Annotated in this window: 13 protein-coding genes and 1 pseudogene; 9 read left to right on the top strand and 5 right to left on the bottom strand. The window is 73.9% G+C overall.

Features of this window, described 5'->3' with window-relative positions; genetic code table 11:
- The 3 genes and pseudogenes from SM793_RS34890 to SM793_RS34880 form a co-directional block, all read right to left on the bottom strand.
- Positions 1 to 637, bottom strand: a pseudogene (locus tag SM793_RS34890) (hypothetical protein); the annotation flags it as partial.
- A 126-nt stretch (positions 638 to 763) separates the two neighbouring features.
- Positions 764 to 2,086 (bottom strand): D-arabinono-1,4-lactone oxidase, encoded by a 1,323-nt coding sequence (locus SM793_RS34885; protein ID WP_320442350.1) that lies wholly within the window; start codon positions 2,084 to 2,086, stop codon positions 764 to 766.
- 93 nt (positions 2,087 to 2,179) lie between these two features.
- Positions 2,180 to 3,436 carry an MFS transporter gene (locus tag SM793_RS34880; protein WP_320442349.1) on the bottom strand — a complete coding sequence of 419 codons (1,257 nt, stop codon included), beginning with the start codon at positions 3,434 to 3,436 and terminating at the stop codon, positions 2,180 to 2,182.
- A gap of 134 nt (positions 3,437 to 3,570) precedes the next feature.
- On the opposite strand from SM793_RS34880, the gene SM793_RS34875 reads away from it, so the two are divergent.
- Both SM793_RS34875 and SM793_RS34870 read left to right on the top strand, forming a co-directional pair.
- Positions 3,571 to 4,713 carry a ferrochelatase gene (locus SM793_RS34875; RefSeq protein ID WP_320442348.1) on the top strand — a complete coding sequence of 381 codons (1,143 nt, stop codon included), beginning with the start codon at positions 3,571 to 3,573 and terminating at the stop codon, positions 4,711 to 4,713.
- A 126-nt stretch (positions 4,714 to 4,839) separates the two neighbouring features.
- Positions 4,840 to 5,661, top strand: coding sequence for an inositol monophosphatase family protein (locus SM793_RS34870; protein WP_320442352.1), 822 nt, complete (start codon positions 4,840 to 4,842; stop codon positions 5,659 to 5,661).
- 182 nt (positions 5,662 to 5,843) lie between these two features.
- Here the strand turns inward: SM793_RS34870 and SM793_RS34865 are convergent, their stop codons facing one another.
- On the bottom strand, positions 5,844 to 6,029 hold the full coding sequence (locus tag SM793_RS34865; protein WP_320442347.1) for a hypothetical protein: 186 nt from the start codon (positions 6,027 to 6,029) through the stop codon (positions 5,844 to 5,846).
- Positions 6,030 to 6,530: 501 nt separating this feature from the next.
- Here SM793_RS34865 and SM793_RS34860 point away from each other — a divergent pair.
- The 4 genes from SM793_RS34860 to SM793_RS34845 all read left to right on the top strand — a co-directional run bounded on the left by SM793_RS34860 (position 6,531) and on the right by SM793_RS34845 (position 10,679).
- On the top strand, positions 6,531 to 7,184 hold the full coding sequence (locus SM793_RS34860; protein ID WP_030396557.1) for a response regulator transcription factor: 654 nt from the start codon (positions 6,531 to 6,533) through the stop codon (positions 7,182 to 7,184).
- A 53-nt stretch (positions 7,185 to 7,237) separates the two neighbouring features.
- On the top strand, positions 7,238 to 8,545 hold the full coding sequence (locus tag SM793_RS34855) for a HAMP domain-containing sensor histidine kinase (protein WP_320442346.1): 1,308 nt from the start codon (positions 7,238 to 7,240) through the stop codon (positions 8,543 to 8,545).
- 334 nt (positions 8,546 to 8,879) lie between these two features.
- Positions 8,880 to 9,857 carry an acyl-ACP desaturase gene (locus SM793_RS34850; protein ID WP_320442345.1) on the top strand — a complete coding sequence of 326 codons (978 nt, stop codon included), beginning with the start codon at positions 8,880 to 8,882 and terminating at the stop codon, positions 9,855 to 9,857.
- 522 nt (positions 9,858 to 10,379) lie between these two features.
- Entirely contained in the window at positions 10,380 to 10,679 is a 300-nt protein-coding gene (locus tag SM793_RS34845) for a DUF4193 domain-containing protein (RefSeq protein ID WP_030396554.1), read from the top strand.
- Positions 10,680 to 10,921: 242 nt separating this feature from the next.
- Here the strand turns inward: SM793_RS34845 and SM793_RS34840 are convergent, their stop codons facing one another.
- Positions 10,922 to 11,371: a DUF3093 domain-containing protein gene (locus SM793_RS34840; RefSeq protein ID WP_413816104.1), complete on the bottom strand. Its 450-nt coding sequence runs from the start codon at positions 11,369 to 11,371 to the stop codon at positions 10,922 to 10,924.
- 115 nt (positions 11,372 to 11,486) lie between these two features.
- Here SM793_RS34840 and SM793_RS34835 point away from each other — a divergent pair, with 115 nt between their 5' ends.
- The 3 genes from SM793_RS34835 to SM793_RS34825 all read left to right on the top strand — a co-directional run bounded on the left by SM793_RS34835 (position 11,487) and on the right by SM793_RS34825 (position 13,441).
- Complete coding sequence (locus tag SM793_RS34835) at positions 11,487 to 12,104, top strand: PaaI family thioesterase (RefSeq protein ID WP_320442351.1); 618 nt, start codon at positions 11,487 to 11,489, stop codon at positions 12,102 to 12,104.
- The gene (gene dut / locus SM793_RS34830) at positions 12,101 to 12,568 is read left to right on the top strand and encodes a dUTP diphosphatase (RefSeq protein WP_320442343.1); all 468 of its coding nucleotides are present in this window, start codon (positions 12,101 to 12,103) and stop codon (positions 12,566 to 12,568) included. The genes SM793_RS34835 and dut overlap by 4 nt, the downstream gene beginning before the upstream one ends.
- A 69-nt stretch (positions 12,569 to 12,637) precedes the next feature.
- Positions 12,638 to 13,441, top strand: a complete 804-nt coding sequence (locus SM793_RS34825) for a DUF3710 domain-containing protein (RefSeq protein ID WP_320442342.1) — start codon at positions 12,638 to 12,640, stop codon at positions 13,439 to 13,441.
- Positions 13,442 to 13,540: the final 99 nt, after the last annotated feature.

Here is a 13,540-nt window from a genome sequence, read left to right as displayed (position 1 = left end):
ACCCGGGGGGCGGCGCGGCCCCCCCCGCCGCCGGTCCGGGGCAGGTGGTGAACGGGCTGCGGCAGACCTCGGAGCCGGACCGGGCCGACCCGGCCCCGCCGCCCGGTTCGGCCGAGTGGAGCACGCCGCGGGTGGTCCGGGCGCGGCGCCGGTGGAGCCGGGGGACGTACGCGGCCGTCTCGGCCCTGGTGTTCACGGTCGCGATGGTGCCGATCCTCGCCTTCGAGCTCGCGACCGGCCGGCCGGTGTCGGCGACGGTCCAGGGCGAGTCGGGCACCGGCACCTCGCTGGGCGGCCGGGTGGAGCGGAAGCCGTCGGGCGACCCGCCGCCCTCCGGGCCGGCCGCCGTGCCCTCGCCCTCCGCCGGCCGGGACGGCGGCGCCTCCGGGCGGCCGAGCCCCGGCGCCCGTCCGGGCTCGGAGGGCGAGGGGCCGTCCTCCTCCCCGACGGCCTCCCCTTCCTCCGGCCCGTCGGGCGGCTCCGGCACGACGCCGTCCGCACCGGCCTCCGGCACCCCCTCGGCCCGGCCCTCGGGCGAGCCGTCCGCGCCGGCCACACCCTCGGCGCCGTCCGGCGGCGGCAGCGCCTCCGCGAAGCCGTCCGGCGGCGCGACCCCGAAGCCCCCGGAGCCGACCACCGCCGTCGTCCCCCCGCCGGCCCCCGACCCGGCGGCGACGCCCCGGGCGCCCCAGGTACCGCAGGCACCCCAGGCGTCCTAGGCGCCCTGGACGTTCCGGGCGTTCCGGACCCTGGGCGCCCAGCACTAGGCGCCCAGCACCCGGCGCAGGTAGTCGTTGCCGAAGCGGCGGTCCGGATCGAGCTCCTCGCGCAGCGCGGTGAAGTCCGCGAAGCGCGGGTAGACCCCGGCGAGGTACCCGGCGTCCCGGGTGTGCAGCTTGCCCCAGTGCGGCCGGCCGCCGTGCTCGGTCATCAGCCGCTCCACCGCCGTGAAGTACCCCTGCTCCGCGGTGCCCCGGTAGAGGTGGACGGCGATGTACGCGGTGTCCCGGCCGTGGGCGGTGGAGAGCCAGACCTCGTCGGCCGGGGCGAACCGCACCTCGACCGGGAAGCTGATCCGCCAGCCGGACCGCTCGACCATGGCCCGCAGCTCGCGCAGCACCTCGCCCGCCGAGGCGCGCGGCACCGCGTACTCCATCTCGATGAAGCGCACCTTGCGGGGACTGGTGAAGACCCGGTGGGCGGTGTCGGTGTAGCTGCGGTCCGACCAGGCGCGGCTGGCCAGCGAGGCGATCGTCGGCACCGAGGCGGGGAAGCGGCGTCCGACCCGGCAGGCGCCCTCCCAGACGGTGTTGGAGAGGAAGTCGTCCTCCAGCCACTCCTTGAACCGGGGCAGCGGCGCGGCCGGCCCCTGGCTGCGGTTGTTGCGCTTGGTGGAGCAGCGGTCGGTGTGCGGGAACCAGTAGAACTCGAAGTGCTCGTTGACGGCGGTGAGGTCGTCCAGCCGGTGCAGCACCTCGTCGAAGCGCATCGGCTGCTCGTGCGCGGTGAGCAGGAAGGCCGGCTCGACGGCGAGGGTGAGCGCGGTGATCACGCCGAGCGCGCCGAGGCCGAGCCTGGCGGCCTCGAACAGCCCCGGGTCCTCGGTGGGGGAGCAGCGCCGGAGGCTCCCGTCGGCGAGCACGATCTCCAGCCCGCGGATCTGGGCGGCGAGCGACGCGGAGTCCCGGCCGGTGCCGTGGGTGCCGGTACTGGTGGCGCCGGCCACGGTCTGCACGTCGATGTCGCCCATGTTGGTGAGCGAGAGGCCCGCGGCGGCGAGCAGCCGGTTGAGCCGGTGCAGCGGCAGTCCGGCCTCGACGGTGACGGTGCCGTTCGCATGGTCGATCCCGCGCACGGCGGTCAGCCCGTGCGGCCGGACCAGGACGCCGTGCCCGGCGGAGGCGATCGCGGTGAAGGAGTGGCCGGAGCCGACCGCCTTGACGGTCTCGCCCCGGTCGGCGGCGCGCAGGATCTCCTCGGCCAGTTCCTCCGCGCTGCCGGGGGTGACCACCCGGGCGGGGACGGTGCTCTGGTTCCCCGCCCAGTTGGTCCAGCGGGTGCGGGTCGCGGTACTGGCCTGGGGCATTGCGGCGCCTCCTGCTCCGTGGACCGAACGGGTGTCGGCCCACCTCATTCCCTACCCACGGGTAGGCCGGGGTAGGGAGGAGGGTAAGGCAGGTCAGCGTTCGAGGTCCACGGTTTCGGCGGACGCGGGGCTGCCCGGCTCGGCGTCCAGCCCGGCCCGGAGCCGCTTGAGTCCGGCCGCCGCCGTCAGCACGCCGAACACCCCGGCGGTCAGCGGGACCCAGTAGCCGGCCGCGGCTCCCGCGCCGTCGACCGTCCAGCCGCCGACCGAGGAGCCGACCGCGACCCCGATCGCCAGCCCGGTGGTCGTCCAGGTCATGCCCTCGGTCAGCTTGGCGGCCGGGACCAGCCGCTCGACCAGGGCCATCGCGGTGATCAGGGTGGGGGAGATGGCGATGCCCGCGATCAGCAGCGCGCCGCCGACCGCGACCAGGCCGCCGACCCCGCTCACCGACTCGGCGACCAGCAGCAGCGGAACCATGCTCACCGCCATGAAGACCACCCCGCCGAAGAAGCGGCTCGCCATCGACCCGGTGAGCTTGAGGGTGCCGAACACGAAGCCCGCCGCGCAGGAGCCGAGCGCCCAGAGCGCCAGGATCACGCTGGAGATCGCCTTGTGGCCCTGGTCCTCGGCGAAGGCGACGGTCACCACCTCGACCGAGCCGAAGATCGCCCCGGTGGCGACGAAGGTCAGCACCAGGACGATCAGGCCGCCGTTCAGGATCGCGCTGCGGCCGGAGTGGGCGTGCGCGGGGTGGAGCGGCGGCTCGGTCCGCCGCTGGGCGGTGAACAGGGCGATGCCGACGGCGAGGAAGATCCCGGCGAGCAGGACGCCCGCCTCGGGGAAGACCGCGGTGGCCAGTCCGATCGACAGGATCGGGCCGACGATGAAGCAGACCTCGTCGACCACCGCCTCGAAGGAGTAGGCGGTGTGCAGCTTCGGCGCCTCGTTCCGGTAGAGGTGCGCCCAGCGCGCGCGGACCATGGCACCGGTGCTGGGCATCCCGCCCATTCCGGCCGCGAAGACGAACAGCGTCCAGGTCGGTGCCCCGAGGTGGGCGCAGAGCAGCAGTCCGGTCGCGGCGGCGATCGTGACGACGGTCGCCGGCACGGCGACCCGGCGCTGCCCGTGCCGGTCCACCAGCCAGGAGACCATCGGCCCCAGGACCGCCGCCGAGACCGCCAGGGTCGCCGACACCAGGCCCGCGATGCCGTAGGAGCCGCGGAGCTGGGAGAGCATCGTGACGATGCCGATGCCGGTCATCGAGATCGGCAACCGGGCGATGAAGCCGCTGGAGGAGAAGGCCAGACTGCCGGGGGCGGCGAATATCTGGCGGTAGCTGGACAGCACGGGAGCTCCGCAGATCGGGGGGTAAGGGACGAGGCTGGTAATGACAGCTTACGAACCTTGGCAATCGGTATTTTCCGGACACCGGGCGCCGTCCCGGCACCGGCCCCCCGGCCCACAGTGGCAGGATCGGTCCCATGTCCGACGCGCGCAACACCTCCCGCACCGGCGCCGCCCCGTACGACGCCCTGCTGCTGCTCTCCTTCGGCGGGCCCGAGGCCCCCGAGGACGTCGTGCCGTTCCTGGAGAACGTCACCCGGGGCCGGGGGATCCCCAAGGAACGGCTCCGGGAGGTGGGCAAGCACTACTTCCTGTTCGGCGGCGTCAGCCCGATCAACGAGCAGAACCGCGAACTGCTGGCTGCGCTGCGCAAGGACTTCGCCGAGCACGGCCTCGACCTGCCGGTGTACTGGGGCAACCGGAACTGGGCGCCCTACCTGGTCGACACCCTGCGCGAGCTGGCCGCCGACGGGCACCGCCGGGTCGCCGTCCTCGCCACCAGCGCCTACGCCGGCTACTCCGGCTGCCGCCAGTACCGGGAGAACCTCGCCGACGCGCTGGCCGCCCTGGCCGCCGAGGGACTGCCGGAACTCCGGGTCGACAAGCTGCGGCACTTCTACAACCACCCCGGCTTCGTCGAGCCGATGATCGAGGCCACCCTGGCCGCCCTGGACCGGCTGCCCGCGGAGACCAGGGCCGGCGCCCGGCTGGCGTTCACCACCCACTCGATCCCGGACGGCATGGCCGAGACCTCCGGCGCCCCGGACGACCCGGCCCGGGGCCGTCCCGGCGGCGCCTACGTCGCCCAGCACCTGGACGTGGCCCGGCTGGTCGCCGACGCCGTCGCCGGGCGCACCGGCGTCGCGGACCGCCCCTGGGAGCTGGTCTTCCAGAGCCGCAGCGGCGCCCCGCACATCCCGTGGCTGGAACCCGACATCTGCGACCACCTGGAGGCGCAGCACGCCGACGGCGCCCCGGCGGTCGTGATGGTCCCGATCGGCTTCGTCTCCGACCACATGGAGGTCAAGTACGACCTCGACACCGAGGCGGCGGCCAGGGCCGCCGAGCTGGGCCTGCCGGTCGCCCGGGCCGCCACCGTCGGGGCCGACCCCCGGTTCACCGCGGCCGTCCGCGAGCTCGTCCTGGAGCGGGCCGCCGCCGAGCGGGGCGAGCCGGTGTCCCGCTGCGCCCTGGGCGCGCTCGGCCCCAGTCACGACGTCTGCGCGGTGGCCTGCTGCCCCAACCCGCGCGCGCCCCGCCCGGCCGCCGCCGAGCACTGATTGCCGCAGAGGGCTGACCGCCGCCGAGTACCGGCCGCCGCACAGCACTGACCGCAGCCCAGTACCGGCCGCCGCCGAGCACCGACCGCCCCGCCTCCGGAGGAGAACCCCGTGTCCAGCCCCGCCGTGCCCGACCCCGCCCTGCTCGACGAACTGCTCGACGTCGCCCTGGACGCCGCCCGCCGGGCCGGGGCGCTGCTGCTCGACGGCCGGCCCGCCGACCTCGGCGTGGCCGGCACCAAGAGCAGCCCGGTCGACGTGGTGACCGAGATGGACCTGGCCTCGGAGAAGCTCGTCCTGGAACTCGTCACGGCCCGCCGGCCCGAGGACGGCTACCTCGGCGAGGAGGGCGCCGAGCGGCCCGGCACCAGCGGTGTGCGCTGGGTCGTCGACCCGCTCGACGGCACCGTCAACTACCTGTACGGGCTGCCCTCCTGGGCGGTCAGCGTGGCCGCCGAGCTGGACGGTCGCGCGGTGGTCGGGGTGGTGTACGTCCCGGCTCGCGGTGAGCTGTTCCAGGCCGTGATCGGCCGCGGGGCCCACCGGGACGGGCAGCCGCTCTCCGCCCGCCCGGCCCCGCCGTGGGGCCAGGCGCTGATCGGCACCGGCTTCGCCTACGTCCGGGAGGTGCGGGTGCGGCAGGCCGAGGTGGTGCTCGCCCTGATGCCGGAGGTGCGCGACATCCGCCGGGCCGGCGCCGCGGCCGTGGACCTCTGCGATGTCGCGGCGGGCCGGCTGGACGGCTACTACGAGCGCGGGCTGGCCCCCTGGGACCGGGCGGCGGGCTGCCTGATCGCGGCCGAGGCCGGCGCCCTGGTCGGCGGCCGGCCCGGGCACGGCCCGGACGGCGAGCTGACCGTGGCCGCCGCGCCCGGGGTGTACGAGCCGCTCCAGGAGCGGCTGGCCGCCCTGCGCGCCTGGGCCGACCGGGCGGCGCCCGCCGGGTGATGCGGACGGGGCCCTGCGCCGGGGCCTTGCGCCGGGGCCGCCCTTCCTGGGCGGACCCGGCGCAGGACGCCCGGGCAGCGAAGAGCCCTGACATACGGGGGATGCCAGGGCCTGGGTTTTCGCACGGCCCCCGCAGGGCCGCTGGTGCCGGAGGTCCGGCGACGGGTCGGGCGGTCGGAGGATCAGGCGGCGGTGCGGTGGCGCTCCAGCACCGTGTTCACGCCGTGCTCGGCGGCGAGACGGCGCAGATCGTCCAGCTCGGACTGTTCCACCTCGGCGAGGAACTCGTCCCCGGCCTCGATCGCGCGGTGCAGGTCCTGCTCGGCGTTGGCGATGCGCTGCAGGATTCCGGCGGTGAAGGCGTCCATACGGGCCCCCTTACTGTGTCGGACGTGCACGGTCGTGCGCCCCCTGCCCCAGGTGTGCGGTAGCCAACGGAAGCGTCCGATCCGGGTCGGTGAAGATGTCCGGTCGGGCGCGGAGACGGCCCTCGGCCGCTCCCGTGACGCCCCGAGCCCCAGGGCCGGCGCGGATGAACGCACGGCTGGTGGGTGCGATCGGCTCAGAACCGGATCGCGGGTGTGCAGCTCTCCTCCCCGCCCCCGGGGTGGGGAAACCTCCCGCCGCGAGAAAGTTGCCCGCGTCACAGTCCAATCGGACTGTTCCCACCACGAACCCCGACCGCGGACCCCGCTGCGAAACCTGGCACGGGCCCCGGCGTGGACCCCGCCCCGCGCCCCGCGCCGCCGGCGGGCGGACCTGCCCCCGGGGCAGCTTATCGCTGCTTTACCGCAGGACCAGGCAGGATGGAGGCACCGTCGGAGCCGTGCGTCCGCCTCCGGGGCCGGCCTGGAGAAGGGACAACGACCGTGCGGGTTCTCGTCGTCGAGGACGAGCAGTTGCTCGCCGAGGCAGTCGCCACGGGTCTGCGCCGCGAGGCGATGGCCGTCGACGTGGTGTACGACGGGGAGGCCGCGCTCCAGCGCATCGCGGTCAACGACTACGACGTGGTCGTACTGGACCGAGATCTGCCGCTGGTCCACGGCGACGATGTCTGCCGCAGCGTCGTCGAGCAGGGCCTCGCCACCCGGGTGATCATGCTGACCGCCTCCGGCGACATCAGCGACCGGGTCGAGGGCCTGGAGATCGGGGCGGACGACTACCTCCCCAAGCCGTTCGCCTTCAGCGAACTCGTCGCCCGGGTCCGCGCCCTGGGCCGCCGTGCCACCGTCCCGCTCCCTCCGATCCTGGAACGGGCCGGCATCTCGGTCGACCCGGGCCGCCGCGAGGTCATCCGGGACGGCCGCCCGGTCCAGCTCGCCCCCAAGGAATTCGCCGTCCTGGAGGTGCTGATGCGGGCCGGCGGCGCCGTCGTCTCCGCCGAGCAGCTGCTGGAGAAGGCCTGGGACGAGCACACCGACCCGTTCACCAACGTCGTGCGCGTCACCGTGATGACCCTGCGCCGCAAGCTCGGCGACCCGCCGGTGATCGTCACCGTGCCCGGTTCCGGCTACCGGATCTGACCGGACCGCCCCCACCCCGCGCCCGCCCCGGCGGACGCCCCGAGAGGACCATCATGACCACCCCGCCCTCGGCCGGCGGGCCCTCCGGCGCGCCCTCCGGCGGGCGCGCCGTGCCCGGCCGGCCCGTCCCGCCCAGACCGCCCCACCCGCCGCGCGCCCCCCGGCTGCACCAGGGCGAGAGCTACGTGCCCGGTGACGGCATGCTCGCCTGGCTGCCGTTCCGCCCGACCATCCGGATCCGGCTCACCCTGCTCTACGGCGGGATGTTCCTGATGGCCGGGGTGGTGCTGCTGCTGCTGATGTACGTCTTCGTGCGGCAGGCCATGCAGGACGTCCGGCCGCCGACGCTGGACTTCGGGCCCGGCGGCGTCCGGGTGAACGGCACTTGGATGAGCACCGAGGGGTTCAACCAGTACTTGACCAACAGCCACACGGACAAGGCCAACACCGCGCTCAACATGCTGCTGCGCAAGTCGCTCACGATGCTGGTCTGCCTGGCCGCGATCGCCTTCGCGGCCGGCTACGCGATGGCCGGCCGGGTGCTGCGCCCGCTCGGCCGGATCACCCGCACCGCCCGCGAGGTCGCCTCCTCCGACCTGCACCGGCGGATCGAGCTGGACGGCCCGGACGACGAGCTCAAGGAGCTCGCGGACATCTTCGACGACATGCTGGAACGGCTGGACCGGTCCTTCGACTCCCAGCGCCGCTTCGTCGCCAACGCCTCGCACGAGCTGCGCACCCCGCTGGCGATCAACCGCACCCTGCTGGAGGTCCAGCTCTCCGACCCGGCGGCCTCGGCCGACCTCCAGCAGCTCGGCAAGACCCTGCTGGCCACCAACGAGCGCAGCGAGCAACTGGTCGAGGGACTGCTGCTGCTCGCCCGCAGCGACAACGAGCTGTCCGACCGCCGCCCGGTGGAGCTGTCCGAGGCCGCCACCCGGGCGCTGGAACAGACCCGGGCCGAGGCCGTCAGGCGCGAGGTCGACCTGCGCGCCTCGCTGCACCCGGCGATGGTCGCCGGCAACGGCATCCTGCTGGAGCGGATCGCGCTCAACCTGCTCCAGAACGCCGTCCGCTACAACTCCCCGGACGGCTGGGTCGAGATCACCACCGCCCCGGTCCCCGGCGGCGGCGAGCTGGTGGTCTCCAACACCGGCCCGGTGGTGCCCGGCTACGAACTGGAGCACATCTTCGAGCCGTTCCGCCGGGTCAAGGGCGCCGACCGCACCCGCAGCGACAAGGGGGTCGGCCTCGGCCTCTCGATCGTCCGCTCGGTGGTCCGGGCGCACAACGGCACCATCGAGGCGACCCCGCGCGCCGGCGGCGGCCTCACCATGCGCGTGCGCATCCCGGGCATCTAGCGGGCGCCCCCGGACACCGTCCCGCACCCGACGGGCACCGCCCCCGCACCCCACGGGCCCCGGGCGACTCCCGGAGCCGCCACGACCCCTTCACGGTCCTTCCCGGGCCCGTCCGCCGCCCGGGGCGGACGACCTCCGTACGCCGACCGTTCCGGCCGCCCCCGCCAGGCTTGTCAAGACGACATAAGCCCTGGCGGGGGCGGCTTGTCTTTTCCGGCCCGGGCAACTTACGGTGTCGTAACCTACGCAACCGTAGGTATGGTTGAACCAGTACCCCGATGTGCCCGTCCAGCGCGCTCCTCCGGCGCGTGACCTCCCCCCAGGAGCCAGACCCGTGACCATCGCCCCCGTGCAGCGCAGTACCTCGCTCGGTTCGAGCGCCTGGACAGACGCGCGACTGATCCTGGCCCTCGAAGAGGTCGTCGAGAAGGAGCTCGACCGCCACCTCAAGGTCGCCAAGGAGTGGATGCCGCACGAGTTCGTCCCGTGGAGCCGGGGGCGCGACTTCCCGGGCCTGCTGGAGGGCGAGGCCTGGGAGCCCGGCGACTCCAAGGTGACCCCGCTCGGCCGGGTCTCGCTGGTGGTCAACCTGCTCACCGAGGACAACCTCCCGAGCTACCACCACGAGATCGCGACGATGTTCGGCCGCGAGGGCGCCTGGGGCACGTGGGTCCACCGCTGGACGGCGGAGGAGGGCCGGCACGGCATAGCCATTCGCGACTACCTGCTCACCACCCGGGCCGTCGACCCGGACGAGCTGGAGCGGGCGCGGATGTCCCACATGTCGGAGGGCTTCACCTCCGACAACGCGCACAGCATGCTGCAGTCGGTCGCCTACGTGGCCTTCCAGGAGCTCGCCACCCGCATCTCGCACCGCAACACCGGCCACTACGCCGGCTGCCCGCTGGCGGACCAGCTGCTCGCGAAGATCGCCAACGACGAGAACCTGCACATGGTCTTCTACCGGAACCTGCTGAAGGCCGCCCTGGAGATCGCCCCCGACCAGGCCATGCGCGCCGTCGCCGACGTGGTGACCGACTTCCGGATGCCCGGCCACGGCATCCCCGGCTTCGAGCGGGCCGCCGCCCAGATCGCGCTCGGCGGCGTCTACAACCTCCGCATCCACCACGACGACGTGCTGCAGCCCGTGCTGCGCCACCTCAAGGTGATGGAGATCGGCGGTCTCGGCCCCGAGGGCCTGCGGGCCCAGGAGGAGCTCGGCGTCTTCCTCGACGGACTGGACGCCCAGGCGACCAAGTTCGACGAGCGGCTGGCGGCCCGGCAGGCGCGCGTCGCGGCCCGGCGGCAGTAGGCGCGACGGCGGACGTCCGGAGGGGCACCCCTCCGGACGCGGTGAAAACGCGCCGCGGAAGTCGTACTGGCTTGGGTGGATTTTCCATGTTTTGCCCGGCTCGAGGGTGAACGTGACCAAGCTCACACCGTGTCGCTCCAGCGGGTTGGACAACCCCGGAGAGTGATCATCGTCCCGGTCGCTCCGATTGCCGTCCGTGAGCGGAACGGCGATCGGAGGCGGGACGAAGGATCGGCTCCCCGCCCTGGTGGGCAAGGCAATTGACGGGCGTGCGGCGGGGCTTCGCTCACGGAGCGTGTCCGCCGGACGCCCGTCCACGCGCTCCGGCGATGGCCCTGGGTGAGGCTCCGAACGCCCAAGTGGATCACCCCGGCGAACCCCCGGCTGAGTGTCGATTGAGTAACAGGGCTTGAAGTAAGGCAAAATCTCCGCCTCGGGTCGGGCACAAGACCGACCCCCCATGCGTTACGTGCGCTGGAGATACCCGCACACACCGCACAACCCGGAGGGGGAGAGCGAAAAATGGCTACCGACTACGACACCCCACGCAAGACCGACGATGAGCTCAACGAGGACAGCATCGAGGAGCTCAAGGCCCGCAGGAACGACAAGGGCGGCAACGCGGTCGACGTGGACGAGTTCGAGGCGGCCGAGGGCATGGAGCTCCCCGGCGCGGACCTCTCGAACGAGGAACTCTCCGTCCGGGTGCTGCCGCGGCAGGCCGACGAGTTCACCTGCATGAGCTGCTTCCTGGTCCACCACCGCAGCCAGCTGTACAGCGAGAAGAACGGCAACCCGATCTGCCGGGACTGCGGCGCCTGAGGACCAGGGCGTCATGACTCGGGCCTCGCGGTGTCCGCGAGACCGGTGCGACGCCCCTTCCGGCCCCGGGCAGCGGGGCCGGACGGCAGCTCCGGCGTCCGTCCCGACGGACGCACCAGTCGTACGGACGGATGGAAACGCGTCTCCCGGAGACGCCGAGGGACGGTACCGCCAGGCGGTACCGTCCCTCTTCGTTCGTTCCGGCCCGGGCCGGGCCGGGCGTTGCCCCCGAGGGGTCCCGCTCAGCCGCGGGCGTTGCGGCGGGCCTCTTCCAGGGCCTCGGCGAGCTTCATCGGCGAGCGGGTGGAGAGGTAGAGGTAGGGCGTCGGGTCGGCCGGATCGCTGACCTCGACTCGGAGCGCGGTCGGCACGTAGCTGCGCAGCAGCATGAAAGCCCGCGGGTCCGCCTTGGGGCCGCGCCAGGCGGCGGCCTCGGCCGGACCGAGCGCGTGGGCCGCGCCGAGGGCGTCCACCGGGATCCGGGCCGGGCCGGCCACCAGTGAGCCCTGCACCACCCGGATCCGGGCGGAGCCGTAACTGCTGATCGCGGCGGCGCCGGCGGCGATGCCGACCACCAGCCCGACCAGGGAGCCCACCGCGTTGATCCGCAGCAGGATCAGGGCGAGCGTGAGGCCGATCAGGACCGGGAACAGCCACCAGGAGCGCGGCGCGGTGAGGCGTTCGTCGTACATGCCCCCCATTGTGGGCGTCGATACACCGGGCTCCGGACGCAACCCCCGCTCCCGGCGCGGCTACCGGTCGGTAGGCTGGGGCGCCGTGACCGGTTCGACTGCCCCCACCGCGCCCCTGACCACCGCCGGCCCCAGCGAGTCCGCGGCCCCGGCCCACCCGGCCTCGCCCGCGACGCCCCCGCCGGAGGCCGTCCTCCCGCCGCGCGCGCCCGGGGCCCCCGCCCCCGGCACCCGCCTCGGCTCCCACTACGAACACTGCTTCGGCTGCGGCCCGCAGCACCCCGGCGGACTGCGGATCGACGCGGTCGCCGGGACCGGCCTCGACGTCACCGCCGAGTTCACCGTCCGCCCGGAGCACCAGGGCGGCCCCGGGCTGGCCCACGGCGGCCTGCTGACCACGGCCATGGACGAGACCCTCGGCGCGCTCAACTGGCTGCTGCACGTCCCCGCCGTCACCGGCCGGCTGGAGACCGACTTCCTGTCCCCGGTGCCGGTCGGCTCCACGCTGCACCTGCGGGCCTGGATCACCGGTGCGCACGGCCGGAAGGTCTACAGCGCCGCCGAGGCGCGGATCGGCGGCCCCGACGGCCCGGTCGCCGTGCGCGCACGGGCACTCTTCGTCCAGGTGAAGCTGGAACACTTCACCAAGCACGGTCGTCCCGAGGACATCGAGAAGGTCCTCGACGACCCCGACCTGATGCAGCGTGCCCGAACCTTTGAGGTGAACCCTTGAGCGCCACCCCCCGTGAGCCCCTCGACGTCCTGATCCGCCGGCTCGACCCCGAGCTGCCGCTGCCCGCGTACGCGCAGCCCGGCGACGCCGGCGCCGACCTGCGGACCACCGTGGACGCGGAGCTGGCCCCCGGCGAGCGGGCGGTGCTCCCCACCGGCATCGCCGTCGCGTTGCCCGACGGCTACGCCGCGTTCGTCCACCCCCGGTCCGGTCTGGCAGCTCGTTGCGGCGTTGCTCTGGTGAACGCCCCAGGGACGGTCGATGCCGGGTACCGTGGAGAGATCAAGGTGATCGTCGTCAATCTGGATCCGCGCGAGGCCGTCAGCTTCCGCCGAGGGGACCGGATCGCCCAGCTGGTCGTCCAGCAGGTCGAGAAGGCCCGCTTCCACGAAGTGGCCGAGCTGCCGGGGTCGGCCCGGGCCGAGGGCGGGTTCGGGTCGACCGGCGGCCACGCCGCGGTCTAGGCTGCCCGCGGCCTCGTAGGAAGCCGAGCAGGTATTCGCATCGGTCTTGGACCGGGAAGGACAGTGACCGTGTTCCGTCGTCGCCAGAAGAGCGAGGACGCTGTCGAGCAGCTCGCCGACGACGCCATCAGCGCCGACGAGACGCCCGATGACGTCGAAGGTTCCGCCGAGAGCGAGAACGTGACCGAGCTGGACCCGACGGACCGGGTCGGCCTGCCGCCGGCTCCGCGTCCCGACGGCCCGTGGGACCACTCCGAGCTTGAGAACCCGGAGGAGGGCCGCGTCGACCTCGGCGGCCTGCTGGTCCCCGGCGTCGAGGGCATGGAGCTCCGGGTCGAGGTGGCCGGCGAAGCGATCGTGGCCGCGACCCTGGTCCTCGGTAGCAGTGCCATCCAGCTGCAGGCCTTCGCGGCCCCCAAGTCGGAGGGCATCTGGGGCGAGGTCCGTGAGGAGATCGCCAACGGCATCACCTCGCAGGGCGGCCTCGTCGAGGAGGAGGAGGGCCCGCTGGGCTGGCACCTCCGCGCCCAGGTCCCGGTGCAGCTGCCGGACGGCACGCAGGGCGTGCAGCTGGTGCGCTTCGTCGGCTGCGACGGTCCGCGCTGGTTCCTGCGCGGTGTCATCTCCGGTCAGGCCGCCGTCCAGCCCGAGATGGGCGGGATCCTGGAGCAGGTCTTCCGACAGACGGTCGTCGTTCGCGGCGAGACCCCGATGGCGCCCCGCGACCCGATCGTGCTGAAGCTCCCCGAGGACGCGCAGATGGTCGCCGACGGCGGCGGCGCGGTCGCGGCCGCCGGTGAGGGCGACACCCGCTTCGGCGGCACCTCGATCGACCCGTTCGCCCGCGGCCCGGAGATCACCGAGGTCCGCTGAGCACAGGGCCGCAGCACGCCGATCGCCCCCGCCCGGACCACCGGGCGGGGGCGATTTGCTTCTGACGGTCCCGTCCCCGTACAGTTCCGGAGTCGCCGC

Origin of the sequence: Kitasatospora purpeofusca (assembly GCF_034043715.1) — a bacterium.
In the GTDB taxonomy this organism is placed as follows: Bacteria; Actinomycetota; Actinomycetes; order Streptomycetales; family Streptomycetaceae; genus Kitasatospora; species Kitasatospora purpeofusca_A.
This window is presented reverse-complemented; position numbering and strand designations above follow the sequence as displayed.